The 24,649-nt window shown below is 71.4% G+C and carries 20 protein-coding genes; 8 read left to right on the top strand and 12 right to left on the bottom strand.

Going from position 1 to position 24,649, the window contains the following annotated elements:
* Nucleotides 1-143 precede the first annotated feature (143 nt).
* Nucleotides 144-1,640 (top strand): LVIVD repeat-containing protein, encoded by a 1,497-nt coding sequence (locus ACFYYH_RS15390; RefSeq protein ID WP_388550739.1) that lies wholly within the window; start codon nucleotides 144-146, stop codon nucleotides 1,638-1,640.
* Here ACFYYH_RS15390 and ACFYYH_RS15385 read toward each other — a convergent pair.
* The 5 genes from ACFYYH_RS15385 to ACFYYH_RS15365 all read right to left on the bottom strand — a co-directional run bounded on the left by ACFYYH_RS15385 (nucleotide 1,616) and on the right by ACFYYH_RS15365 (nucleotide 5,787).
* Entirely contained in the window at nucleotides 1,616-2,269 is a 654-nt protein-coding gene (locus ACFYYH_RS15385; protein ID WP_388550736.1) for a TetR/AcrR family transcriptional regulator, read from the bottom strand. The two genes, ACFYYH_RS15390 and ACFYYH_RS15385, sit on opposite strands and share 25 nt — an antisense overlap.
* A 293-nt stretch (nucleotides 2,270-2,562) precedes the next feature.
* Nucleotides 2,563-3,273 carry an HAD family hydrolase gene (locus ACFYYH_RS15380; protein ID WP_388550734.1) on the bottom strand — a complete coding sequence of 237 codons (711 nt, stop codon included), beginning with the start codon at nucleotides 3,271-3,273 and terminating at the stop codon, nucleotides 2,563-2,565.
* A 69-nt stretch (nucleotides 3,274-3,342) separates the two neighbouring features.
* Nucleotides 3,343-4,056, bottom strand: a complete 714-nt coding sequence (locus ACFYYH_RS15375) for a phosphatase PAP2 family protein (protein WP_388550732.1) — start codon at nucleotides 4,054-4,056, stop codon at nucleotides 3,343-3,345.
* Between the two features lie 58 nt (nucleotides 4,057-4,114).
* Complete coding sequence (locus ACFYYH_RS15370; RefSeq protein WP_388550729.1) at nucleotides 4,115-5,050, bottom strand: M56 family metallopeptidase; 936 nt, start codon at nucleotides 5,048-5,050, stop codon at nucleotides 4,115-4,117.
* An 80-nt stretch (nucleotides 5,051-5,130) separates the two neighbouring features.
* Nucleotides 5,131-5,787 carry a DUF5134 domain-containing protein gene (locus ACFYYH_RS15365; RefSeq protein ID WP_388550728.1) on the bottom strand — a complete coding sequence of 219 codons (657 nt, stop codon included), beginning with the start codon at nucleotides 5,785-5,787 and terminating at the stop codon, nucleotides 5,131-5,133.
* Between the two features lie 368 nt (nucleotides 5,788-6,155).
* On the opposite strand from ACFYYH_RS15365, the gene ACFYYH_RS15360 reads away from it, so the two are divergent.
* Entirely contained in the window at nucleotides 6,156-7,430 is a 1,275-nt protein-coding gene (locus ACFYYH_RS15360) for a glycoside hydrolase family 71/99-like protein (protein ID WP_388550726.1), read from the top strand.
* Nucleotides 7,431-7,601: 171 nt separating this feature from the next.
* Here ACFYYH_RS15360 and ACFYYH_RS15355 read toward each other — a convergent pair whose 3' ends face one another.
* The 6 genes from ACFYYH_RS15355 to ACFYYH_RS15330 all read right to left on the bottom strand — a co-directional run bounded on the left by ACFYYH_RS15355 (nucleotide 7,602) and on the right by ACFYYH_RS15330 (nucleotide 17,244).
* Nucleotides 7,602-10,034, bottom strand: coding sequence for an ROK family protein (locus ACFYYH_RS15355; RefSeq protein WP_388550723.1), 2,433 nt, complete (start codon nucleotides 10,032-10,034; stop codon nucleotides 7,602-7,604).
* Nucleotides 10,027-13,146, bottom strand: a complete 3,120-nt coding sequence (locus ACFYYH_RS15350; protein ID WP_388550720.1) for an alpha-mannosidase — start codon at nucleotides 13,144-13,146, stop codon at nucleotides 10,027-10,029. The genes ACFYYH_RS15355 and ACFYYH_RS15350 overlap by 8 nt, the downstream gene beginning before the upstream one ends.
* A 187-nt stretch (nucleotides 13,147-13,333) precedes the next feature.
* The gene (locus ACFYYH_RS15345) at nucleotides 13,334-14,413 is read right to left on the bottom strand and encodes a Gfo/Idh/MocA family protein (RefSeq protein ID WP_388550718.1); all 1,080 of its coding nucleotides are present in this window, start codon (nucleotides 14,411-14,413) and stop codon (nucleotides 13,334-13,336) included.
* Nucleotides 14,398-15,066 (bottom strand): ThuA domain-containing protein, encoded by a 669-nt coding sequence (locus ACFYYH_RS15340; protein WP_388550715.1) that lies wholly within the window; start codon nucleotides 15,064-15,066, stop codon nucleotides 14,398-14,400. The genes ACFYYH_RS15345 and ACFYYH_RS15340 overlap by 16 nt, the downstream gene beginning before the upstream one ends.
* Complete coding sequence (locus ACFYYH_RS15335) at nucleotides 15,063-16,355, bottom strand: enolase C-terminal domain-like protein (protein ID WP_388550712.1); 1,293 nt, start codon at nucleotides 16,353-16,355, stop codon at nucleotides 15,063-15,065. Before ACFYYH_RS15335 ends, ACFYYH_RS15340 begins: the two co-directional genes overlap by 4 nt.
* A 103-nt stretch (nucleotides 16,356-16,458) precedes the next feature.
* On the bottom strand, nucleotides 16,459-17,244 hold the full coding sequence (locus ACFYYH_RS15330; RefSeq protein ID WP_388550709.1) for an IclR family transcriptional regulator: 786 nt from the start codon (nucleotides 17,242-17,244) through the stop codon (nucleotides 16,459-16,461).
* 158 nt (nucleotides 17,245-17,402) lie between these two features.
* Here ACFYYH_RS15330 and ACFYYH_RS15325 point away from each other — a divergent pair, with 158 nt between their 5' ends.
* The 5 genes from ACFYYH_RS15325 to ACFYYH_RS15305 all read left to right on the top strand — a co-directional run bounded on the left by ACFYYH_RS15325 (nucleotide 17,403) and on the right by ACFYYH_RS15305 (nucleotide 22,219).
* On the top strand, nucleotides 17,403-18,791 hold the full coding sequence (locus ACFYYH_RS15325; RefSeq protein WP_388550706.1) for an ABC transporter substrate-binding protein: 1,389 nt from the start codon (nucleotides 17,403-17,405) through the stop codon (nucleotides 18,789-18,791).
* Complete coding sequence (locus ACFYYH_RS15320; RefSeq protein WP_388550704.1) at nucleotides 18,788-19,747, top strand: carbohydrate ABC transporter permease; 960 nt, start codon at nucleotides 18,788-18,790, stop codon at nucleotides 19,745-19,747. Before ACFYYH_RS15325 ends, ACFYYH_RS15320 begins: the two co-directional genes overlap by 4 nt.
* A 16-nt stretch (nucleotides 19,748-19,763) precedes the next feature.
* Nucleotides 19,764-20,642 carry a carbohydrate ABC transporter permease gene (locus ACFYYH_RS15315; RefSeq protein ID WP_388550702.1) on the top strand — a complete coding sequence of 293 codons (879 nt, stop codon included), beginning with the start codon at nucleotides 19,764-19,766 and terminating at the stop codon, nucleotides 20,640-20,642.
* The gene (locus ACFYYH_RS15310) at nucleotides 20,642-21,484 is read left to right on the top strand and encodes an NAD-dependent epimerase/dehydratase family protein (RefSeq protein WP_388550699.1); all 843 of its coding nucleotides are present in this window, start codon (nucleotides 20,642-20,644) and stop codon (nucleotides 21,482-21,484) included. The genes ACFYYH_RS15315 and ACFYYH_RS15310 overlap by 1 nt, the downstream gene beginning before the upstream one ends.
* A gap of 186 nt (nucleotides 21,485-21,670) precedes the next feature.
* Nucleotides 21,671-22,219, top strand: a complete 549-nt coding sequence (locus ACFYYH_RS15305) for a GNAT family N-acetyltransferase (protein WP_388550696.1) — start codon at nucleotides 21,671-21,673, stop codon at nucleotides 22,217-22,219.
* Nucleotides 22,220-22,262: 43 nt separating this feature from the next.
* Here the strand turns inward: ACFYYH_RS15305 and ACFYYH_RS15300 are convergent, their stop codons facing one another.
* Entirely contained in the window at nucleotides 22,263-22,946 is a 684-nt protein-coding gene (locus ACFYYH_RS15300; protein WP_388550694.1) for a glycerophosphodiester phosphodiesterase, read from the bottom strand.
* A 290-nt stretch (nucleotides 22,947-23,236) separates the two neighbouring features.
* Between ACFYYH_RS15300 and ACFYYH_RS15295 the strand changes: the two genes are divergently transcribed.
* On the top strand, nucleotides 23,237-24,631 hold the full coding sequence (locus ACFYYH_RS15295) for a DUF6421 family protein (RefSeq protein ID WP_388550692.1): 1,395 nt from the start codon (nucleotides 23,237-23,239) through the stop codon (nucleotides 24,629-24,631).
* The last annotated feature ends 18 nt before the right edge of the window (nucleotides 24,632-24,649 follow it).

Below are 24,649 nucleotides of genomic sequence, written 5' to 3'. Positions count from 1 at the left end.
CTTTCCTAGCACGCTTCAACAGGCGAGTGATCAAAAACTTTCATTACGTCTCTGTTGCCATCTGTTGAGATGTACATGCGAGGGACGATACTGCCCAGGTCCGTGACCCGTTCAACTCTGAACGGATACAAGGGAGGACCGCAGTGATCTCGTTGCACACCACCCGCGTGCGGCGGAGACGTCTGGGCGTGGCGGCAGCCGCGGCCGGACTCTTCGCGACGCTGTTGACCGCTGGACCGGCGGTCGCGACACCCGACCCCGGTGACAGCCCCGCCTCGGAGAAGATCTCCTCGGGCCGGGCCGCCGAGGTGAAGGCGGCCATTCAGCAGGGCGAGATACCCGGTGTGGACGAAATCGTCCACAGCGACAACATCAAGCACCTCGCCAACGTCCCCAAGGACCTCATCACGGGGACCAACTCGGACCTCGCGTTCCAGGGCAAGTACGCCTTCTCGGGCAACTACGACGGATTCCGGATCTTCGACATCAGCAAGCCGAAGTCCCCGAAGACCGTCGCCCAGGTCCTCTGCCCCGGCTCGCAGAACGACATCTCGGTCTCCGGGGACCTGCTCTTCCTCTCCACCGACTCCTCGCGGAGCGACAACTCCTGCACGAGCGCCGCCCAGCCGGCGACGATCAAGGAGTCGTGGGAGGGCATCAAGGTCTTCGACATCAGCGACATCCGGAACCCGAAGTACGTCGCCGCTGTCGAGACCGCGTGCGGCTCGCACACCAACACCCTGGTGCCGGAGCGCAAGGACGTCTACGTCTACGTGTCGTCGTACTCGCCGAGCACGACGTTCCCGGACTGCCAGCCGCCGCACGACGGCATCTCGATCATCAAGGTGCCCCGCAAGGCTCCGGAGCGTGCCGCGCTGGTGGAATTCCCCAACCTCTTCCCGGACGGCGGAAACCCGGGAGCGCCCACCAACCCGGGCGTCTCGGCGACCACCGGCTGCCACGACATCACGGTGCTGCCCTCCAAGGACCTGGCCGCCGGTGCGTGCATGGGTGACGGCATCATCTTCGACATCAAGAACCCGGAGCGCCCCAGGGTGATCGACCGGGTCCAGGACAATGTCAACTTCGCCTTCTGGCACTCGGCCACGTTCAACCAGAAGGCGAACAAGGTCGTCTTCACCGATGAGCTGGGCGGCGGTGGCGCCGCCACCTGCAACGACACCATCGGCCCCGACAAGGGCGCCGACGGCATCTACGACATCGTCGGCAAGGGCGACCGGCGCAAGCTGGTCTTCAGGAGCTACTTCAAGATCGACCGTCCCCAGGCCGAGACCGAGGTCTGTGTCGCGCACAACGGCTCGCTGATCCCGGTCAAGGGCCGCGACATCATGGTCCAGGCCTGGTACCAGGGCGGCATCTCCGTCTGGGACTTCACCAACTCGTCCCGGCCGAAGGAGATCGCGTACTTCGAGCGCGGTCCGGTCACCACGGACCGGGTCACCACCGCCGGCCCCTGGTCGGCCTACTACTACAACGGCTACATCTACTCGAACGACATCGCCAAGGGCTTCGACGTACTGCAGCTCAACGACCGCAGGACGGACGCCGCGAAGAAGGTGCGGCTGGACGAGCTGAACGTCCAGACCCAGCCTGACTACTTCGAGGACTCCCGCCACTGAGCGGCTGTGCCCTGATCCGTTCCGCCGGGCGGCTCCCCGCCCGGCGGAACGCCGAGTTCCCACTCCAGTCCGTAGCGGCTGAACAGTTCGGCGCGCAGCCGGGGCAGCGGCATCGGAGCGCCCGGCAGGAGAACCGCGAAGACCGCTCCCATCAGCAGGGCACGCAGCATCGGATACTCGCTGTCGGGATCGGCCGACCCGTACCGGGTCACGGCCTCGCGCAGCAGTGCCGCCAGCCGCTGCTGCTCCGGGCACTGCACGAATCCCTCGGCCTGGAGGATGCCGGCCATGTGCGTCCGCATCAGTACGGGACTGTCGGCCGCGAGCCCGAGGATGGCGTCGATCGCCCGTGCCAGCAGCTCCCGCCCGTCGTCGGTGACCGGCTCCCGCCGCAGGGCCGCCGCCAGGGTCTGATGCATCAGCCGGTGCACGGCGGACTGGAGAAGCTGCCGCTTTCCCGGAAAGTAGTACGAGACGAGACCGCGTGCCGAACCGGCCCGGTCGGCGATGTCGGCCAGCGTCGTGGCCTCGTAACCGCGCTCGGCGACCAGCTCCACCGTGGCTTGCAGCAGCCGTTCCCGGGAACGCCGACGCAACTCTTCATTGACCGATGGGCTCCGCGGGGACATGCTTGACTCCTGCGTTGACTGGCTCTCAGCCAATATACTCAGTGCGTCCCGTACCGGGTCCCATCGGGCCTGGTCAGCGGGGCTGCCGTCTGCCTTGGGCGACGCGGGGGATCGTCCAAGGCAGACGGCTTCGGCATGCCCGGAGCCGCCGGAACGCCCGTTCCGGGCCTCTCGTGGACCCGTTTCACCGTCCACGGGTGCCCGTTTCCCGGCCTGCGCGTGCCCGTTTCGGGAGCACGGAGGTGCCCGGCCTCCCGGGGGCCCGGGCGCCTCCGTGACCGGGTTCCCGGGGCCTACGGGAGCGGCCCCCGGCCGGCCAGGGTGAGGACGGGACGCAGCCCCGCCGGGCGCTCCTCCACCGGCAGATGGTCGACGAAGTGGACCGAGCAGCCCAGCTCCGTCGCTCCGCCGTCGGCGTTGCGGTCGTCGCCGACCATCAGCACATCGTGCGGATCCTGTCCCAGCTCCTCACAGGCCGCCCGGAAGAGCCGGGTGTCGGGCTTCTGGACACCGTGCTCGTACGAGAGCACATAGGCGTCGACGAAGGCGTCCAGGCCGTGCGCGCGGAAGACCGGCCGCAGATCCCAGCCGATATTGCTCACGACCCCGATCCCGATGCCCCAGCGCCGCAGGGTGCCGAGCACCTCGGCCGCGTCGGCGTACGGACGCCAGGCGTCCGGAGTCATATGGCGCTCGTAGAGCGCGTCGTACAGGGCGGGGGTGGGCAGCTCCACCTGGCGCGCGAGCCCGGTGTACGCGGCGCGGTGCCGCTCGGCGCTCTCGTCCCGGGTGGCCCACACCGCGGCCAGCTCACGGGGCACCCGCTCCGGCGAGGACCCGCCGGGCAGCGCGCCCGCCACGGCCAGCTTCATCGCGTACCGCCGCACCTCGTCGGGCGGCACGGCCACATCCGCCTCGTTGAGCACGGCTCGCAGCCAGGATCCCGCGGATTCGATACGAAAAAGGGTTCCGGAGAAATCGAAGAGCACGCCCTTGAAGGTCATGTGTCCGATCCTCGCGGGGGCACCGCTCCCGGGACAAGGCCGACCGCGGGGCGCCTCGACCCGGCGGGGTCAGGATTCGCGGGGGGAGTCCAGGCGGGTGTAGGACGCGATGGAGAAGGCCACCAGACAGCCGCCGAGCAGCCAGCCCGCGAGGACGTCCGCGCTCCAGTGGACGCCGAGCCAGAGGCGGGTGAGGCCCGCTCCGGCCACCGAGACGACGGCGACGGCCAGTGCCGTGCGCCACGCCAGCCGGCCCACCCCGTGGCGGTGCGCCACCCACAGCAGAAGTCCGCAGCTCACCGCGGCCGTCATCGCGTGGCCGGAGGGGAACGCGGCGAAGTGGGCGGAGTCGACCGGGTCGGGCCACCGCGGGCGTTCGCGGCCCACGGCGTACTTCAGCCCCTGCGAGAGGGCCGCGCCCACCACGCTCGTCGCCGCGACCCAGCAGGCGAGCAGCCGTGTGCCCCGCAGCCACAGCGTGATCACGGCCGCGGCGATCAGCAGCCGCATGGTCCAGGGGTCCCAGGCCCAGTCCGTGAGCACCCGGTTGAGCCAGGTGAGCTCCGGCTCGGCCACCGCCCGGCGGTGCAGCGCCTCCGCGGTCATGCGGTCGAAGGAGAGCAGTGGCCCCCACTCCGCCACGACGAGCGTCACGAGCAGGCCCGCGAGGAGGGCCAGCAGGCCGCCCGTACGGGCCGGTGTGACCAGCGGGGGAGTGGCCGGGGGCCGGGGACCGGCCGGCGGGGGTGTCGGGTCGGCTTCGGGGATCGAGGACGAGCGCATGGGAAGATCCTCCCCGACGACGGGTACGAGGGGCCAGGGGACGACTTCGGCGTCCGGGTCAGCCCAGCGCGCGCAGCGCCGGTACGAAGGCGACCAGGAGCGGCACCACGGGCACGGCGGCAGCGGCGGCGGTCAGCCGCAGTCTGCGGCCCGCGGTGAGCCGCGGAACGGGGGACAGGAGCCGGTTCACCCGCTGCGGGAGCTGGGCGTCCGGCGCCGTGCCGGGCCCGAACACCCCGCGGTCCTCGTTCAGTTCGACCAGGGCGAGCGCGATGGCCAGCCGGCCGAAACGGCGCGAGGCCACATCGTCGGCGGCCAGCTCGATCAGCCGGTGCATCTCGTCGCGGAACGCCGCGAACACCGGCACCTGCGGAAAGCCGTTCGCGAGCGCCCCCGAGCAGTGCAGCAACCAGTGGTGCCTGGCCCGTGCGTGGCCCTGCTCGTGCGCGAGCACGGCATCGAGCTGGCTGCCCTTCAGCCGGCGCAGCGCCGCCGTGGTGATGACCAGTTGGGGCTCGGCGCCCGACAGCCACCAGGCGTCCGGCCGCTCGCCCTCCAGGACGACCAGCGGCTCACCGCCGGGCTCCTCGCCCGGCAGCACGGGGGCGCGTACGAGCAGTTCCGTACGGCGCTGACGGCGTCGGCGCCGGGCCCGGTGGATCTCCCGGGTGAGCATGGCCGCCGTCCAGACCCCGCCGCCCGCGAGGGTCACCGCGAGCAGGGCCGACCACGGCCGGTGCGAGCCGAGGGCGTAGGCCTCCACCACGCTCCTCGGGGCGGGGGCGAAGACATGCCCCCGTACGGCCAGCCAGGCCGCCGCCGCGCTGAAGGTCATGGAGAGCGCGAAGCTCAGCAGGACGGCCGCCACGACGCACTGCCACACCCACAGCGCCACCACGGGCTCGCGCTCCGGCCAGTCGGCACGCGCGAGCAGGCGCGGTGCGGCGACGGCGGCCAGTGCGCCGAGCAGCAGCAGCGCCAGGGAGACCATCATGGCCACCAGAGTAGGAGGCGGCACTACTCCGCGACATGTCCTCGCCGGTCAAGTGACCTAGGACACGTTTCGGCCGCCGGTCAGACCGTGAGCAGCATCGCCAGCATGGCGATGCCCATGGACAGCCGGCAGGCCAGCGCCAGCTCCGTCCTGTCGCCCCAGGGGACCCCGGCTCCCGTGCCGGTCCCGGCCGTGACCACCCCGGTCCCGGCAGCACCCGTGGCGGTGCCGCTCGGGCCCGCCGCCCCGGCCATGACCGGCCCGCCGGTCTCGGAGCCCGCTCCGGCGGGCAGCGGCAGCAGGCGCCCGCCCGTCCACAGGACGTACGCGGCGTAGTAGATCAGCAGCGCTCCCGTGACCAGCGGCGCCCCGCCCGCCGTGTGCGGGCCGTGCGCCCCGACGGGCGCGGCGGCCATGGCCCCGGCCATATAGACCATCGCCAGCGTCCCCAGCAGATGGTGTGTCCCGTGCGAGCGGTACGCCGGGCCGCGGGACCGTACGACCGCGTACAGCGCCGCCGCGCCGAACACCGCCACGTACACCGTCCACACCCACCGGGGCGGCGGCAGCACGGCCGCGGGCACGGCCATGACGGCCATCCCGAACCCCATCAGCGCTTCGCTCCCCGCCCCCCTGCGCTGTTCGTCCACGCCGCTGCGCATCCTGAGCAAGCAGTAACTCCCGGTCGCCACGCAGAGCGCGACGAGCAGCCAGCCGGCCGCCGCCGGTCCGTGCACCGCGCACCTCCCCCGTTGAACGGTGTCGGGGTGGTGATGCCCGGCGCCGCCGAGGCGCATACGAGCGCAGAGGGACACTGGGGGAGCGCATCGGGGGTACACGAGCCCTGGTACGGGCCGCGGTTCGGGCTGCGGCTCCGTCATTCGCATTTCGCTGGAAACGGAAAGCGTAAAGAAAATCGGCTGACACGGGGACGGAATTCTCAACAGAATTCACAGGCTCCACGGCCTTGTGGCCGCCGTGGCTCCCCGGCTACTTTGCACATGCGTGCCCCTGGGGGCCGGGCGGACTGCCGCCGCCTGTAAATCCCCCCACCCCCGGGGACTTTACGCATTTCTGGCAGATATCTAGTGGGAGGAAATCCTCCATGCATGTGTCACGACGGTCGGTCCTCGCGTCCGCGCTGGCCGCCTCCGCCGCGATCGGTGGTGTCGGCGCTGCCCAGCAGGGTGCCGCGGCATCCGAACCGAGGCGCCGCGCCCAGCCGGGACCCGCCGCGAGCCCGCCCGGGGACGTGGTCGGCAAAATCACCGTGGGCTACCAGGGCTGGTTCGCCTGCGGGGGCGACGGTGCCCCCATCAATGGGTGGTGGCACTGGAGTCAGAACATGAGCCAGCCGCCCTCGCCGAGCAATACCACCATCAAGTCGTGGCCGGACATGAGGGAATACTCACGTGGATACCCCACCGCCTACGCGAACCTGAACGGCGGCCAGCCCGCGACGCTGTTCTCCTCATGGGACCAGCAGACCGTCGACACCCACTTCCGCTGGATGCGGGAGAACAACTGCGACACCGCGGCGCTCCAGCGGTTCAACCCCTTCAGCCCCGAGGGCCCCACCCGCGACGCCATGGCACAGAAGGTGCGTCAGTCCGCCGAGGCCAACGGCCGCAAGTTCTACATCATGTACGACGTCACCGGCTGGACGTCCATGCAGTCCCAGATCAAGGAGGACTGGACGTCGAAGATGCGGGCGCACACCGCGTCCAGCGCCTACGCCCGCCAGAACGGCAAGCCCGTGGTGTGCATCTGGGGCTTCGGCTTCAACGACCCCGGCCGTCCGTTCGCCCCCGGGCCGTGCAAGGAGGTCGTCGACTGGTTCAAGGCCCAGGGCTGCTATGTCATCGGCGGAGTGCCCACCCACTGGCGCAACAGCACCGACGACTCACGGCCCGGCTTCCAGGACGTGTACCGCTCGTTCAACATGATCTCGCCCTGGATGGTCGGGCGGATCTCCAATGCCGCCGACACCGACCGGTTCTTCCGTGACGTCAACACCCCTGACCAGGCCGAGTGCAACGCGCGGGGCATCGACTACCAGCCCTGTGTGCTGCCGGGCGACCTCCAGGAACGCCACCGCGCCCACGGGGACTTCATGTGGCGGCAGTTCTACAACATGGTCAGGCTCGGCGCGCAGGGCATCTACATCTCGATGTTCGACGAGTTCAACGAGGGCAACCAGATCGCCAAGACCGCCGAGAACGGTGCACAGGTGCCCTCCGGTTCGGGAATCTGGGCGCTCGACGAGGACGGCACGTCCTGCTCGTCGGACTACTATCTGCGGCTGACCGGCGACGGCGGCCGGATGCTCAAGGGACAGATCGGGCTGACGGCGACCAGGCCCACCCGGCCCCGGGTCTGACAGCGGTCACACCGGGCGCGGGCCGCCGGGATCACTCTCCCGGCGGCCCGCGCCGTCATGTCGTCCGCCCCCGTGCCCCGGTGCCGTGGCGCGCCCCCGTGCCCCGGTGCCATGGCGTCATCCCCGTGCCGCCCCGTCCCGCACCCCGCCCCGTACCCGTCCTCGGGGAGTTCAGCCCGCCGGCAGATGTCGTGCCCGGCTCTCCCGCCCCCGCAGCCGTGGGGTGAACGTCGCGTGGAAGATGGTCGAGGCGGCCCCGACCGCCGCCGCCTCGGCGCTGAGCACGGACGGCTCGACCTCGACCCTGCGCAGCCTTCTGGCCGTCGGGAACTCGTTGACCGTACGGGTGATCTCGTCCAGATAGAACCCGGCGACATCGTCCGTGAAGAAGGGCCCGCCGAGCACGATCAGATCGATGTCCAGCAGATCGACCAGGCCCAGCGCCCCGCGCCCCACCGCCTGCGCCACCTCCCGTACGGCCGCCGAGGCCGCCGGATCACCCGCGGCGGCGGCCTCGCCCACCGCCAGATACGCCGCGGTGCTCCCCGACGCGGTCGGTACGGGCCGCATCCCGCCCCGTACGGCCAGATCGGGCACGGACACCGGCGGATTGCACTCGGGGAGTATCTCCGGACGGCCGTCCTTGCCCACCCGTCCCAGCGCGATCGCGCAGAGCTGACCGAACTCCCCGGCGTTGGCGCTGATCCCTCGGTAGAGGTCACCGTTGAGATAGAGCCCGGTGCCCACTCCCGTACCGAGATAGAGATACGCGAAGTCCCGCGCCCTGCGGTCGCGGCCGATCCACCGCTCCCCGGCGGCGGCAGCGGTGGAGTCCTTCTCCATCAGGACGGGGCACGGGAAGTGGTCCTTGAGCAGATACAGCAGCGGCAGGTCGCCCCACGCCGACATCAGCGGCGGCCCCAGCACCGTGCCCGACGCGATGTCGACCGGTCCCGGCACGGCCACCCCGATCCCGAGGAAACCGTCCTCCCGCACCGCCCCGCGCGCCTCGGCGAGCGTCTCGCGGCCCAGCGCGGCCACCCGCTCCACGAACTCCGCCGGATCGATGTCGGCGGTGACGGGCCGGGTGCGGGTGCGGACGATCGCGCCGTCCAGGTCGATGACGACGGCGGTGAGCACCTCCGGGTCGATATGGATGCCCAGCGCGTGCGCCGCCGTGCCGGAGAGCCGCACCGGTGTACGGGGCTTGCCCGAGGTGGCACGGCGCTGGGCGTCCTCGATCAGGATGCCCCGGTCCAGCAGCGAGCGCGCGATCCTGGAGACCGACTGCTGGGTGAGACCGGTGCGGTGCGCGATCTCGCCCCGGGTGATGGTGCCCGAGAGCCGTACGGTCTCGATGACCACGCACTCGTTGAACGACCCCAGGTCGATCTGGTTGACCCCGCTCCAGGAGTGGCCGCGGGACGCGCCTTCGACCGCGCCGGGCGCCCGGTCGGCGCCGAGATGCCCGGCCACGTTCTCGCGCAGCCAGCGCACCGCCGCGCACGGCCGGTCGGACCGCGCCGTGGCGTACCGCTCCAGTTCGGCGGCGAGATCGAGATAGACCCGGCGCGAGGACTCGGGATGGCTGGTGCTGTCGAGCGCGACCATGGCCCGCAGGAAGGTGCGCCAGGTCGACCGCGCCGGGATGTGATGGCGTGTCACACCGCTGCCGTGGACCGGGGCCGGGGGAAGGGGGCCGGCGCCGGACGTGTCCCCGGAGTCCCAGAGGGTGATCGCGTGCAGGCCCAGATCCGGATGGCTGCGGCTCGCCTCGGCCAGATACTCCGCCAGACCGTGTGCCGTGCCCGTTCCCGTATCCGTATCCGCGCTGGTGCCCCCGCCCCCGCGCGCTCCCGCTCCCGCTCTCGTTCCCGTTCCCGTTCCCGTTCCCGGTCCCGATCCCGATCGTGTGTCCTCGGCCCGGCCCGCCCCCGCCGTCGATCCCGCTCCCATCGTCGAGCCCGCCCCGGTTCCGTCGGCCTCCCGCGCCTTCGCCGCCGTCAGCGCGGCCTCCAGCGCCCGGTCGAGCCCGGCGAGCACCTCCGTGCCGATCACCGTCCCTGCGGTGGCGGGCGGGGCCGGCCCCCGTCGGGTGCCCGCCAGAAGCACGGCCCGCACCGGGTCCACATACAGCCCCATCAGCCAGACGGCGGCGCCGGGCAGCGGCGGTCGGGTGGGTACGGACGGCGCCCGCGCCTCGTCGGGGCCCAGCCGCCAGCGCCGCCGGATCCCGGCGACCGTGGCGTGGGAGAGTCCCAGCTCCCGTGCCACGGCCCGGGAGGCTCCGCTCCCGCCGGGCGCCAGCAGCGTACGGGTGACGACCTCCGCCTCGTCGACCGTGGCGGGTCTGCCGGTGCGCGGCCGGTGTTCGAGCCCGTCGAGACCCGCGCTCGTCCAGCGCTGCCGCCAACTGCCCACGGTCTGCCGGGACACCCCGAGCCTGCGGGAGATCTCGGCGTCGCGCAGCCCGTCGGCCGCGAGCAGCACGACGCTCGCGCGCGTCGCGAGCGGGCCGCCCTCCTCGGCCCAGCGGCGCAGGACGGCCCGGTGCTCCGGGGGCAGAGAGCCGGCCGGGCCGTCGTCCAGGGTGGCGTCAGGCATCGCTGCCCCCGGCCGCGTGCTCCCCGCGCACCAGCCGCAGGGTGAGGATCTGGAACGGCCGCAGCGCCAGCGCGACCGTGCCGTTCTCGTGCGGACGCTCGGTGAGCGTCTCCTCCAGCAGATCCGTCTCCCGTACGGCGGCGACCGGGAAGCCGGCGGTCAGCGCCGCACGGGCCCGGCCGCCACGGGACTCGTAGAGCCGTACGACCACATCCCCCGAGCGGTCGTCGGCCAGCTTCACCGCCTCCACGACGACATCGGGATGGTCCACGGAGACCAGCGGCGGTACGGCGGGCCCGGCGGCCCCCGGGCGCAGCGGCAGGGCCAGGGCGTACCCCTCGGCGATCGCGTCGCCGATGTCCGCGCCGGGCCGCAGCGTGTGCCGGAAGCGCTGGGGGCCCCGGTCCGCGTGCGGATCGGGGCTGTGCGCGGCGCGCAGCAGGGAGAGCCCCACGGTCGTGGTGGTGCCCGCGTCGTCGCGGGTGTGGCGCGAGACGTCGTATCCGTACGAGGAGTCACCGGCCAGCGCCACGCCCCAGCCGTGCTCACCGACATGGATCCAGCGGTGTGCCCAGAGTTCGCAACCGGCCGCGTCCCGGCCGGAGTTCTCGTGGGTGGGGCGGCGGACATGGCCGAACTGGATCTCGCCCGTGCTGTGTTCGGCGTGCACGTCCAGCGGCCAGACGGCCTTGAGGAGGGTGTCACGCTCGCGCCAGTCGACCTCCGTGCCGATGGTCAGGACGCGGCTGCCCGCGGTCAGGGAGAGCACCTGCTCGATCGTGGACCTGCCCGTGCTCCGAACCACCCGCACGGACGCCAGCAGCGGTCCGCGCGCCGTCACCTCGGTCTCGCACGCGCGGTCGAGGTCCCGGCAGGACCCCCGGTGGCGCAGGTCCAGGTTCCAGGCGCTTCCGTGCGCCGGGTCGTCGCGGTACAGCCGCAGCAGATTGCCCGCGGCTCCCGGCGCGATCGCGTCCCGCCCGGTGGTCAGGTCCAGCGCGGAGCGTACGAGCCCCTGGGTGTCGAGACGGATCCGCAGCAGCCCGTTGTCCAGCAGCAGTCCGCCGCCGTCCACGGGCCGTACGGTCACGGGCGCGACCCCGTCGGGGGTCCGGCCGACCGTGCCCCGGCCGAGCGCGGGTGCCTGGGCCAGCACGGCGGTCCTGCCGTCGGGCAGCCGCTGACCGCCGTCGGCGGGGAGGTCCCCGTCCAGGACGACCACCTCGCGGCGCGGCCGTGGCCCGGCGTTGAAGACGGCCGTGCCCCCGTCGGGTGTTCCGACGGCGCGGCGGATGAGCTGGCCGAGACCGCGGTGGATCTCGCGGTGGCCGCGCTCGGTCTCCTGGTGCACCCAGGCGATCGAGGTGCCGGGCAGGATGTCATGGCTCTGGTGGAGCAGGACCTTCTTCCAGAGCGCTTCCAGCTCGTCGTACGGGTACGGGATGCCGTCCCGCACCGCGGCGGTCGCCGACCACAGCTCGGCCTCGCGCAGCAGCGACTCGGCGTGGCGGTTGCCGCGCTTGGTGCGCGCCTGGCTGGTGTACGTACCGCCCCGGGCCGCGGTGAACAGCTCGCCGCGCCATACGGGGGCGTCGGGGGACTCGTCGAGGGCGTCCCGGAAGAAGTGCGAGGGGTGCCGGATCCCGACCCGTGGTGAGCCCTCCAGATCGGCCAGCCGGCGGGCGCGCTCCAGCGTCTCGCGGGTCGGGCCGCCGCCGTCCGCGTGGCCGAAGGGCAGCAGCGAGCGGCTTGCCGCGCTCCCGTCGGCGTCCGCGGCGGAGGCGGTGAACCCGGCCACCGTGTCGGCCAGTTCACCGCCGGTGAGGGCGGAGCCCCGGCCGGCGGCGGGCGGGACATGGCTGAAGAGCCGGGTGCCGTCGAGGCCCTCCCACCGGAAGGTCGGACGGGACGGGCCGTCCGCGCCGTCCGGGGCGGGCCGGCGGCCGAGGAACCAGCGGGCCCCGGCGAGCGCGGCCACCTGCGGGAAGGCGGCGCTCATACCGGACGAGCCGGGCAGCCAGACACCGTCGGAGTCGGTGCCCAGTTCCTCGCGGTAGAAGCGGCGGCCGTACACGAACTGCCGGACCAGCGCCTCCCCGCCGGGCAGGGTGCCGTCGGGCTCCACCCACATCCCGCCGACCGGTGCCCAGTTGCCGTCGGCGACGGCCTTGCGCACCCGCTCGAAGACATGCGGGTGGTGGTCCTTCATCCAGGCGTACCGCTGGGCCGACGAGGCGGCGAAGGTCAGCTCCGGATACTCCTCGGCCAGCGCGGTCACCGTGCTGAACGCGCGGGCGGTCCGCCGTACGGCCTCGCGCATCGGCCACAGCCGGGCCTCGTCCGCCGGCGTGTGGCCGACGGCGGCGACGGTGTGGGCCGACTCGTGGGCGCGGCGGGCCAGTACGGGGGAGAGGATCTCGCGGGCGGCTCCGGCGGTCCCGGCGACATCGCGCGGATCGACGGCGTCCACGGCCCGCTCCAGCGCGCGCAGGATCTCCTGTCTGCGGGGCAGTTCCACCGGGAGCGCGTGCATCAGTCCGTCGAGGACATCGATGTCATGGATGAGATGCCAGATGTCCTCGTCGCGGACGGCGAGATCGGCGCGGAGCAGCCGGTGGACCGGTTCGTCGCCCGCGGTGACCGGGTCGCCGTACGGTGACCCGGTGCTGGACCCGGCGTCGATCGGCGGATTGGCGGCGGCCTCCACGAGCAGTCCGACCTGCTCGCCGCCGCTCGCCGCGGCCGACACGGTCAGGGACCGGTTGAGCGGGTGCAGTCCCTGGAGGGGGGTGCCGAGCGCGTCGTGCGCGAGCCCCTCGGCGTGGTGGTCGAAACCGAGGTCGAAGACGGCCTCCACCCGGCGGCCGGCCCAGCGCTCCGGGACGGTGGCGCGGAACCGGAACCAGGTGGTGGACCAGGGGCCGCCCCACAGGTCGCCCACGGCGAAGGGCGTGTAGGCGGCCCGCAGGGCCACTTCGACAGGAACCGGCTCACCGGGGATGTGCCAGGCACCGACCTCCATCGGAAGTCGCCCGGTGTAGAGCGCGGGGCGCAGACGGGCGGCGAGGAAATGGGCTATCCGCTCTTCTCCGGACTTCCTGCGGTCATGCATGGGCGGCCCTTCCTGTCCAGCCAGTAACCGCCATGTAAAACCAAGAGTGTTATCAAGTCAACGCCTTTCCCCGTTCCTTCTTGTTCCAGGTGGTGAGGGCCTATGGAGTACTTGTCAGGTTAATAATTATCCGAATAGTGAAGGCCCCGGAAAGTAAGTGAATTGACAGCCTTTCGTACGCGGAGGACTACCGGCTCACCGGCTCCGGCCTGGCGCACCCGCTCTCCACCCGCAGGCTCCTGTCCTCCCGCGCAGAGGCGAGCAGCGTCAGCATGATGTCGAGGACATGGCGCGCCAGTTCGGCCGACGCCCGGTGCGGACGGCCGGCGGCGAGGGCCTCGGCCAGATCGGCGAGTCCCGTACCGCGTCCGGCCCCGGCGTAGCCGGCCGCCACCGGAAGGGTCTCCCACCCGCCGCCGTCCCGGTGCAGGGCCACGGGCCCGTCGAAACCGTTCGGGTCGGGCACCGACAGGGAGCCCCCGGTGCCGTGCACCTCGATGTTCGGCAGCCGCGCCGCGTGGATGTCGAAACTCATCACCAGGGTGGTGAGCACCCCGCCGGTGTGGTGCAGTACGCCGGTCACATGGGTGTCCACCTCGACCGCGAACCGTCCGCCCGCCCGGGGGCCGCTGCCGATCTCCCGCTCGGCGCGGGGGCGTGAGGCCGCGCCGGTGACCTTGACGACCGGTCCCAGCAGGTGCACCAGGGCGGAGAGGTAGTACGGACCCATGTCGAGCAGCGGGCCCCCGCCCGGCCGGTAGTAGAACTCCGGGTCCGGGTGCCAGCGTTCATGTCCCGGGGTGGTCATGAAGGCCGTCGCGGCGACCGGTGTGCCGATCAGCCCGTCGTCCACCGCCTTGCGCGCCGTCTGGACACCCGTGCCGAGAACGGTGTCCGGCGCGCAGCCGACCCGCAGCCCGGCGGCCCCGGCCGTGGCCAGCACGGCGTCCGCCTCCGCGCGAGTGGCGGCGAGCGGCTTCTCCCCGTACACATGCTTGCCCGCGGCGAGCGCCGCGAGGGCCACCTCGGCATGGACCGCGGGGACCGTGAGATTCAGTACGGCGTCGACATCGGGACGTGCCACCAGCTCGGCCACCGAGCCGCTGACCGCCACCCCGGGCACCCGGGCGGCCACCGCGGCGGCACGCCCGGGATCGAGATCCGTCACGGCCGTGAGCGTGACACCGTCCAGCCGTTCCAGTGTGTCCAGATAGGCGCCGCTGATCTTGCCCGCGCCGACCATGCCGATCCTCAGCGGCTCGCCCACAGCAGGCCCCTCTCGGTGAGTGTCCTTACCTCGGGCACGTCGAAGTCGTCCGGCTTGTGGCCGATGGCGGAGACGAAGACCCGTCCCGCCCCCCAGGTCCGTGTCCAGACGGCGGGCATGGTGACCGGGCGCGCCCGGTCCTCGTCCGCCGCGAACTCCGTGGTGGCCAGGACGTCGATCAGCGGGTCGGTGGCCAGCCAGTACTTCTCCGTGTGGACCCGGAAGCCGCCGAGCCCGGCGATCACCGGATGGTCCGCGTGCTCCTCGGCGAGCGTGACCGCGTGGTCGGAGAAGCCGGGCGGGTGCATCAGGAACTGGCCGCCGGTGAGGAGCTGATAGCCGACATCACCGCGGAAGGAGTCGACGATCCCGCCGTGCCAGCCGGCCAGCCCGGTGCCCGCGCGGACCGCCGCGACGAGTCCGGTGCTCTGCTCCGGTGTCAGCTCGCCCATCGTCCAGCACTGGACCACCAGATCGGTGGCGGCGAGGAGTTCGGTGTCCGCGTAGACATCGAGACTGCCGGAGATCCGGAGGTCGAAGCCGCGTGCGCGCAGGAAGGGCAGGAACAGCTCCGTGATCTCCACGGGCCGGTGTCCCTCCCAGCCGCCCCGGACGACCAGGGCCCTTCGGGTGTCGGAGGTCTCGGAGGTCATGGTCGTTGCACACTCCCGTCGGTGTTGCGCAGCAGGGCCCAGCGGTCGTGCTCCAGTGGCTCGGGCACGGGGTGGCGGCGGGCGGCGCTCTCGTCGAAGTCGACGCCGTGGCCGGGCGTCTCGTGCGGGGCGAGGCCCCCGTCGTGGGCCGTGACGGTGCCGGGGAAGACCTCGGCGACGGCCGGCTCGAAGACCGCGGCCTCCTGGACCCCGAAGGCATGGCTGCTGATGTCCAGCGCGAGGGTGGCGGCCTGGGCGACGGGGCTGACATCGGCGGGTCCGTGCGGGGCGAGCCGTACCCCGCGCAGCTCGCAGAGGGCGGCCAGTTTACGGACGGGCGTCAGCCCGCCCAGGGTCGGGATCCGCACCCGGGCGAAGTCGATGACCGGCACGGGGCCTTCGAGCAGCGGCAGGAACTGGCCCACGTCGCTGAAGAGTTCACCGACGGCCAGCGGTACGGAGGAGCCCGCGCGCACCCCCGCGAAGTGCGCCGCGTCCTCGGGGGCGAGCAGGTCCTCCACGAAGTAGAGCCCGGCCCCCTCGACCCGGCGCAGGAAGTCCCGTGCCTGGCGGGGATCGAGCCGCTCGTGCACATCGTGGAGCAGCTCCGTCCCGTCGCCGACCCGTTCCCGTACCCCGGTCAGGATGCCCGGCACGGTCCGTACGTACGCGGCGGAGTCCCAGGGCACCGCGCGGTGGCGCGCCGCCCACGCGTCGGCCGGTCCCGCCGGCCTCGTGCCGTAGGTGTCCGAGCCGGGGACCGCCGCCTGGACCCGGACATGCCGGTAGCCGCGCTCCCGCGCGGCCGTCACCTTGTCCGAGATCTCGTCGGCGTCGGCGCCGTCGACATGGGTGTAGGCGTCGGCGCGGGTACGGACCCGTCCGCCGAACAGGGAGTACAGCGGGGCGCCGAGCCGTTTGGCCTTGAGGTCCCAGAGGGCCACGTCGACACCGCCCAGGGCGTTGCCGGTGATCGAACCGCCGCGCCAGTAGGCGCTGTTGAGCATCAGCCGGTGGAGGTCCTCGATGTCGTCGGGATCGCGCCCGACGAGCAGCGGCGCCAGATAGTCGTCGAGCACGGACCGTACGGCGAGGGTGCGCTGCGGATCGCTGGCACACCCCAGCCCGTACAGCCCCGGTTCGGTGGTCTCGACACGGACGATGAGATGGGGACAGCCGTGCGGCGCTGTCAGGAAGGTGCGTACGGCCGTGATGCGGACCTTGGCGCCGCGTTCCTCGACCCAGGGCGCGGGGGCGAGGAGATCGGAGCGGGCATCAGGCTGAGCCATGCGAACTCCAGCGTACAGATAGCAGAATGATGTACGGCCATCCGAACGTATGGAGAGGGAGATTCATTTGTCAATGACTCTACCGAACATCGGTCCCGAGCCGTCAGTGCTGGCCGAGCCGCTTGAGGAGAGTGCCCAGGGAGTGGGCCGCCTCGGTGACCGCGCGGGCGACCTCCTCGGCGCGGGCGTCGTCCATCCGGCTCTTGGGCGCCGAGCAGCTGATCGCGTCGCCGCCGCCGTGGCCGGTGCCGAGCGCCACGGCCACGCACCGGATGTCCGGCGAGTTCTCGCCGTCGTCCATCGCCCAGCCCCGCAGCCGCGCCTCGGAGAGCTGGCCCAGCAGGGCGTCGGGATCGGTGACGGTGTCCGGAGTGAGCCGTTCCAGCGGCCAGTTGAGCCGCATCCGCACCTCGGAAGAGTCGTACTGGGAGAGCATCGCCTTGCCCAGCGCGGTGGCGTGCGCGGGCAGTCTGCGGCCCACCGCCGAGTACATCCGCAGCGCGTGCCGCGACTCGCGTTTGGCCAGGTAGACCACGTCCGTACCGTCGAGCCTGCCCAGGTGCACCGACTCGCCCGTCTCCTCGGCGAGCGCGTCGAGCACCGGTCCCGCGAGGCTCGCCACGTCGTCGCCCTCCAGATAGGCCGTGCCCGTCAGCAGGGCTTTGAGGCCGAGGCTGTAGCGGGTGCCCGACGCGTCGAGATCCACCCAGTGCCGTGCCTCCATCGTGCGGAGGATCGCGTGCAGACTGCTCTTGGGCACGGCCATGGCGCCGGCCATCTCGGCGAGCGAGAGCCGGGCGCCCTCCGCGCCGAGTAGTTCGAGCACTTCCAGTACCCGAGCGGCGGACTTGACCTCTTCGGGCTTGCGCCCGCGCGCTGCTGATGCCACCGATTCCACGGAACCTCCGCTTCTCGCACCGGCGCCCCTCGGCGATCCGGTCAGCACGAAATCTCGACGTGCGTCTTGACGCTATATCACCCCGACCATAAGTTCAGTCACTCCAACGTCATTCGGCCTTCTGAACGGTTGATCCTTAGGTAGGGGCGATGCGCATACCTTTCTCGCGGAATGTCCGGCTCGCGGCGGTCGCCGCGGCCACCGCGCTCTCACTGACCACCCTCGCCGCCTGCGGCGGATCGTCCGGCTCCGGGGGAGACTCCTCCTCGCTGGAGATGTGGACCTTCAAGCAGTCCCATGTCGGGGCGCTGCGCACGGCGGCGGCCGAGTTCAAGAAGCAGACCGGTATCTCCGTCGAGGTCGAGGCGTACACCCCCGACGACGCGTACGTCACCAAGGTGCAGAGCGCGGCGAAGACCGGCGATCTGCCGGATGTGCTCGAAGTGCACTCCGACGGCGAGGACCGGGTCTTCGGCGCGGCGGGGATCGTCGCCGACCTCCGTGACGACTTCAAGGGCGCCTGGGCGGAACGTGTCCAGCGGCCCGTCCAGCAGTCCGGCCTCGTCACCGAACAGCGCTTCAAGGACGCACAGCCCGAGACCGCCAACGACCACGGCATCGAGAAGGGCGCCCGCTACAGCGTGCCGCTCACCGTGGGCACCTTCGGCATCGTCTACGCCAACAAGAAGATGCTGGCCGAGGCGGGCATCACCGAACCCCCGGCCGACTGGGCCGGCTTCCTGGCCGCGCTCAAGGCCACCACCGCCAAGAACCCCACCACGGGCGGTCTCGCCCTCGGCCTCAAGGTCCAGGCGACCGGACTGACCTGGGTCCTCCAGCCGCTCGCCTTCAGCCAGCTCGGACAGCAGGGGTACGAGAGCCTCTTCGGCAAGGACGAGGCCACGGACTTCGCCTCGCCCGCCGGGATCAAGGTGCTGAGCATGTACGACCAGCTCACGCCGTACTGGATGCCCGGCACCCAGTCGCTCACCATCGACCAGGCCGACCAGGCCTTCGCCCAGGGCAAGGCGGCCTTCGCCGTGGGCGGCACCTTCACCCTCGCCTTCCTCCAGCAGAACGGCATGGACCCCGACGACGTGTTCGCGTTCGGGCTGCCCGCCCCGAAGGACGGCGCCGTACCGGACCGCGCGCTCGGCCCGCTCGCGCTCACCGGTCTCAGCGTCAGCGCGACCAGCGACCAGCCCGACAACGCCAAGAAGTGGATGGAGTTCCTCTCCACCCAGAAGGTCGCCGCACGGTTCGCCAAGGACGCCTCCGACGTACCGGCCACCGAACTCGGCGCCGACTCCGCCGCGGTCCTCGGCCCGGCGCTCTCCGCCATGGTCGACAGCTTCAAGGGCACCCCGCAGAACACCTATGACCCGAGCCGCGGCAACGAGTTCCGCGCACCGGGCTACGAGCAGGACGACGCCGGCGCGATCCTCGCCGATCTCACCCCGCTCAAGCAGCGGTCCGTCGAGGAGACGGCCAGGCAGCTCCGCGAACTGAACGCCTCCTACTGGGCGGCGGCACGGTGACAACCGCTCCCGGCGCGGTGACCGAGGCGCCGGCGGCAGGTGATACACGCCGCCGGCGCCCGCGCTCGTACGAGGCGCTCACCGGGTACCTGTTCGTCGGCCCCGCCGTGGTGCTGTTCTGCGTCATGGGCCTGTACACGGTCGGCTACGGCTTCGCGCTCAGCTTCGCCACCTGGAACGGCTTCACCCCGAACTGGAAGTGGGTCGGGCTCGACAACTACGCCGATCTGCTCTGGCGCAGCCCGGTCTATGCGCCCCGGGTGCGGCACGCCGCGCTCAACACGCTCTGGGTCATGGTCGCCGCGCCGGCGCTGACCGTCGCGGTCTCCTTTCCGCTGGCCGTTCTGCTCAACCGGGTCAAGCGGTTCCGGTCGGTGCTGCGTTCGGTGTACTTCCTGCCGTATGTCACCAGCGGAGTCGCGGTCTTCTTCGCCTGGCAGTACATCCTCCAGCCGGACGGCGCGGTCAACGTCCTGCTCGGCAGCCTGGGACTGGGCTCCCTCCAGCAGCCGCAGGGCTGGCTCGGCAACCCGTCCACCGCGCTGCCCACCATGATCGTGGTGACGGTGTGGGGACAGGTCCCGGTCGCGATGCTGCTCTATCTCACCGGACTCCAGGGCATCGACCGGAGCGTGCTGGAGGCCGCCGAACTGGACGGCGCCGGCTGGTGGCGTACCAACGCCTCGGTGGTCTGGCCCCTGGTACGGCCCATCACCGCGGTGGTGATCCTGCTCAATCTGCGGGAGTCGCTCCAGGGCTTCCAGACCTTCCTGGTGATGACGAACGGCGGCCCGGGGGACCACACCAATGTGCTGGGCCTGGAGGCGTACCGCCTCGCGTTCCTGAAGAACCTCGCGCCCACCCTGGGGCTCGCCAGCGCGCTCGGCTGGATCCTGTTCGCCGTCGCCCTGGTCCTCGCCCTGATCAATCTGCGCGCGCTGCGGAGCAGAACATGACATCGCGGAGCACGACATGACATCGATATCGCTCAAGGCGCGCACCGGCCCGCCCGACGAACGCGCCGCCCGCACCCGCCGGCTGGTCGCCCGTACCGTGGTCGGCGTCCTGCTCGCGCTGTACGCGCTCGTCAGCGTCTACCCGTTCCTGTGGATGGTGTCGGCGGCCTTCAAGGACCAGATCGAGGTCGTACGCGGCGGACATCTCATCCCGGACGACCCGACGCTCGACACCCTCGTCGACACCTGGAACGAACTGCACTTCTTCGACTTCTTCCTGAACAGCCTGCTGGTCACGGGCTACACGGTGGTGCTGACGCTGGTGATCTACGCGGCGGCCGGCTACGCCTTCGCCGTACTGCGTTTCCCCGGCCGGGGCATACTCCAGAAGCTCTTCGTCTCGCTGCTGTTCGTTCCCGGCATCACGGTGATGCTGCCAATCGTGCTGCTGGAGAACACGATGGGCATCCTCGGCACGCACTTCGGTCTGGTGCTGCCCTTCGTCAACGGCGGCGCCCCGCTGTCCGTCCTGCTGATGACCGGGGCCTTCCTGGCCGTCCCCGGCGAACTGCGCGACTCCGCGCGGGTCGACGGCGCGAGCGAGCTGCGGATCTTCACCAGTGTCTATCTGCCGCTGGCCAGGCCCGCGCTGATCACGGTGGCGCTGCTGACGGCGATCCCGACCTGGAACGAGTTCCTGCTCACCCGGGTCTCGCTGAACGACCCGTCCACCTACACCCTGCCCCTGGGGCTCCAGACGCTTTCGGCGGAGAACGTGCCGCACTACAACAATCTGATGGCGGGCGCGCTCATCGTGGTCATCCCCGTCATCCTGCTCTTCCTCAGCCTTCAGCGGTACTTCGTCAACGGACTCGTCGGGGCGGTGAAGGGCTGATGCGGGTGCTGGTCACCGGAGCCGCCGGCCACATCGGACGGTATGTGCTCGACGATCTCCTGGCCCGGGGCCACCGGGTCGTCGCCACCGATCTGGTCCCGGTCGACGAGCCGCGCGCCGAGTCCGTCCACACCGGGGACCTCCGCGATCCCGATCTGGTGCGCAAGGCGATGGACGGGGCCGAGGCGGTCGTCCATCTCGGCGCCATCCCGCACCCCAACGTGGACGACGCGAGCGATCTCTTCGCGACCAACTGCCTGACCGCGCACCGGGTGCTGGACGAGGCGGGGCGCGGCGGTGTCCGCCGGGTGGTGGCGGCCTCCAGCATGGCCGCCGTCGGGCTCGCCTGGTCGCCGGTGCCGCAGTCGCCGCGGTACGTCCCCCTGGACGAGGAGCATCCGACGCTGGTCCAGGATCCCTACGGACTGTCGAAGATCGTCCTGGAGGAGACCGCTCGTGCCACCCACCGGCGCTACGGGACGGACATCGTCTGTCTGCGGTTCCCCTTCACCGGGACCGGGGAACGGCTCCGGAGCCAGCTCGACGCCGTACGGGCCGATCCCGCCGCCCACCGGATGGACCTGTGGGGCTGGCTGGACACCCGGGACGCGGCCGGGGCCGTCGCCCGCGCGCTGGAGGCGGAGCTGACCGGCTGCCATGTGCTCCAGGTGGCCGCGCGCGACACCAGCTCACCGCTGCCGACCGCCGAGCTGATGGAGCGCTACCACGCAGGGATCCCCGTCTTCGCCGAGCTGGCGGGTCATGTCTCGCTGTTCGACACCGGCGCCTGCGCCCGGCTGCTGGGGTTCGTACCGCGCCACGACCGCCCGCGCCACGGCTGATCGACCGGGGCGGACAAGGCGGACTAGGCGGACAGTACGGACAGTGCGGACGGGGTGCCGGACACCGCCCTGACGTCCGCGCGGATCCTCCGGCGCCCACCGCCCGGACGCGTCCTCACGGGTCCGGGTTAGGCTGCGGACGCCCTCAGACCGACCCCGCACGACCGGATACGGAGAACGCGCACCATGGACACCGCCTCGCGCCCCACCGGCGAACTCACCTACCGGGACGCCACGGCGGCCGACACCGAGGCGCTCGTCGCCCTCATCGAGTCGGCCTACCGGGGGGAGAGCAGCCGTACGGGCTGGACCACCGAGGCCGACATCCTGAAGGGCCGGCGCACGGACCCGCAGGGTGTGCTGGAGGTCATCGAGTCCCCCGGCAGCCGGCTGCTGGCCGTGGAACGCGACGGTGGGCTGATCGCCTGCTGCCAGCTCGAACACCGCGGTGAGGCCGCCTACTTCGGGATGTTCGCCGTACTGCCCGGCGCGCAGGGCGCGGGTCTCGGCCGCCGGATCATCACCGAGGCGGAGCGCGTCGCGCGCGAGGCCTGGGGGGTCCGGGAGATGCACATGACCGTGATCACGGTCCGTGAGGAACTGATCGCCTGGTACGAGCGGCGCGGCTACCGCCGTACGGGAAAGCTGTCCCCGTTCCCGTACGGCGACGAGCGCTTCGGCATCCCGCAGCGCGACGATCTCGTGTTCGAGCTGCTGGTCAAGCCGCTGGTCTGAGGTCAAGCCGCTGCTCTGAGACCGGGCGCCCGGGACCGGCGGCTCAGGCGGTGAACCGCCCGGTCCGCCGGATCTCCGGGAGATCGGTGGTCACCGCGTCCAGTGCGAAGGCCCGCGCGAGCCGTAGCTGGTCCTGGGTGTTCACCACCCAGCCGATCACCCGGATCCCCCTGTCGTGCGCGCGTTCGACGACCTCCAGGGTCAGCCTGCGGATGTTCAGGGCCAGTGAGGCGGCGCCCACCGCCTCGGCCCGGTCCACCACGTCCGCGCCCCAGCGGCTCGCGATCAGTACCGTCCGTACGCCCGGTACCAGCGCCGCGATCTCGGCGACCGCCTCGTCGTGGAACGACGAGACCTCGACCCGTCCGGCCAGCCCGCGCCGGTGTATCACCTCGGCCAGTGCCCGCGCCGCGGCCACATCCTTGATCTCGGCCTGGAGCGGTGACCGTACGGCGTCCAGGACCTCCTCGAAGACCGGGACCCGCTCGCCGTCGCCCGCGTTCAGCTCCCGCAGCTCGGCGAGGGTCCGGTCGGCGACGGCGCCCGTGCCGTCGGTCGTACGGTCCACTTCGGTGTCATGCATCACGACGAGCGCGCCGTCCTTGCTCAGATGCAGATCCAGTTCGATGGCGTCCATGCCGGCGCGCTCGGCGTGCACGAAGGAACGCAGGGTGTTCTCCGGTGCGACACCCATCACTCCACGATGACCGATGGTCTGGAAAGTCAAGACTCTTCTCGCTTCCGTCGACGGCGGCTCCCGCGCGGCAGCCTAGTGGCCGCCCACCGGATGGGAACCCGTCGCGCGCCGGGCGGTCGCGGGTCGGCCATCGGGGCGAGCGGTGGCCCGCCGAAGGCCCGTACGGCACGATGGAAGTGTGCGTCCTCCTCCCTTGTCACAGGAAAAACATCGGTGACCATGGGGGGTCGGCAGGATAATTTGTCATGGTCGTTCTTGTATGGCGGAACGAGAGACCTATACGGTGTCTTTACGCCAAGATCTCGCGTGGAGGAAGTGACATGACGGAAATTCTTGCGCAGGACGCCGCACCCGGCATAACGCCTGCTGCCCGGGTGGTCGAGCACCCGGCCTGGCCGCAGCTCAAGAATGCCGTCGAGGAGATTCGCCCCTGGCAGTCCGAGGACGGCTCGATCGACTTCGACGCCGAGGGCGCGCCGGCACGCGGGCTCGCCGAGATGACGCTCGACCGGGTGATCTCCGCCGTCGAACAGCTCTCCCCGCTGCTGCCCCACGACGCCGCCTACCACGCGGCGCTCGTCGCGGACCTCCGCGCATGGTCCGACGGCGCCTTCGGTGTCCCCGACTTCCTGGACTCGCTGCTCGCCTTCCAGCCCGCCGCGGACCGGCGGGACGGCCTCCAGCATCTCGCCGTCTTCCCCATGTACACGCAGAACGGCAATCCCGACCGCAATCTCGAAGCCGTCGTGCTGCGCATGGTCTGGCCCGACTGGCTGGCCGAACTGGAGCGCACGCGCTACGACAACCCGCTCTTCTGCGGCATCACCTTCGAGGACTTCACCGCCGGGTACGACACCAACTCCGCGGTGTTCTTCCCGGAGACCATCGCCGTGCGCGAGGCCCCGGAGCGGTTCACCTGGGGCGGGATCTTCTGCGACCGCGAGGCCGCCCGCTTCCGCCGGGTCACCGACGCGGCCGTACGCACCCTCGGTGTGGAACTCCCCGACGACATCGTCGAGATGGTCGCCGACCAGGACCGCTGCCAGCAGGCCTTCGTCCTCTGGGACATGATCCACGACCGCACCCACAGCCATGGCGATCTGCCGTTCGACCCGTTCATGATCAAGCAGCGCCAGCCGTTCTGGATGTACGGCCTGGAGGAGCTGCGCTGCGACCTCACCGCGTTCCGTGAGGCCGTGCGGCTGGAGGCCGACGGTGTCGCGCAGGGCCGCGACGTCCAGTACGCCGTGCTCTTCGACCGGATGTTCCGCTTCCCGGTCACCGGCGCGCGGGTACGGAACTACGACGGCCTCGGCGGCCAGCTCCTCTTCGCCTATCTGCACCAGCACGATGTGCTGCGCTGGACCGACAACACCCTGCGCATCGACTGGGAGCGCGCCCCCGAGGTCACCAACCGGCTCTGCGCGGAGATCGAGGAGCTGTACCGGGCCGGTATCGACCGCCCCAAACTGGTCCACTGGTTCGCGGCGTACGACCTCGTCTCGGCGTATCTCCCCCCGCACCCCGGCTCCCGCTGGGCCAAGGGCCCCGAGGCCCTCGACCTGTCCCAGCCGCCCCGTAAGCTCGTCGACGACGTGCTGCCGGACGAGTTTCCGCTGAGCATGTTCTACGAGGCGCTTGCCAAGAAGCTCAAGAACGTGATCGCCTCCACCAAGGGGATCACCGCCACGTGCAGTGAGCGGGTGGCCGCGTGACCCCTCACCCGCGGGAGG

The organism is Streptomyces sp. NPDC002018 (genome assembly GCF_042890865.1).
Classification (GTDB): Bacteria; Actinomycetota; Actinomycetes; order Streptomycetales; family Streptomycetaceae; genus Streptomyces.
Note: the sequence above shows the minus strand (reverse complement) of the source record. Positions and strands in the feature narration are given on the sequence as shown.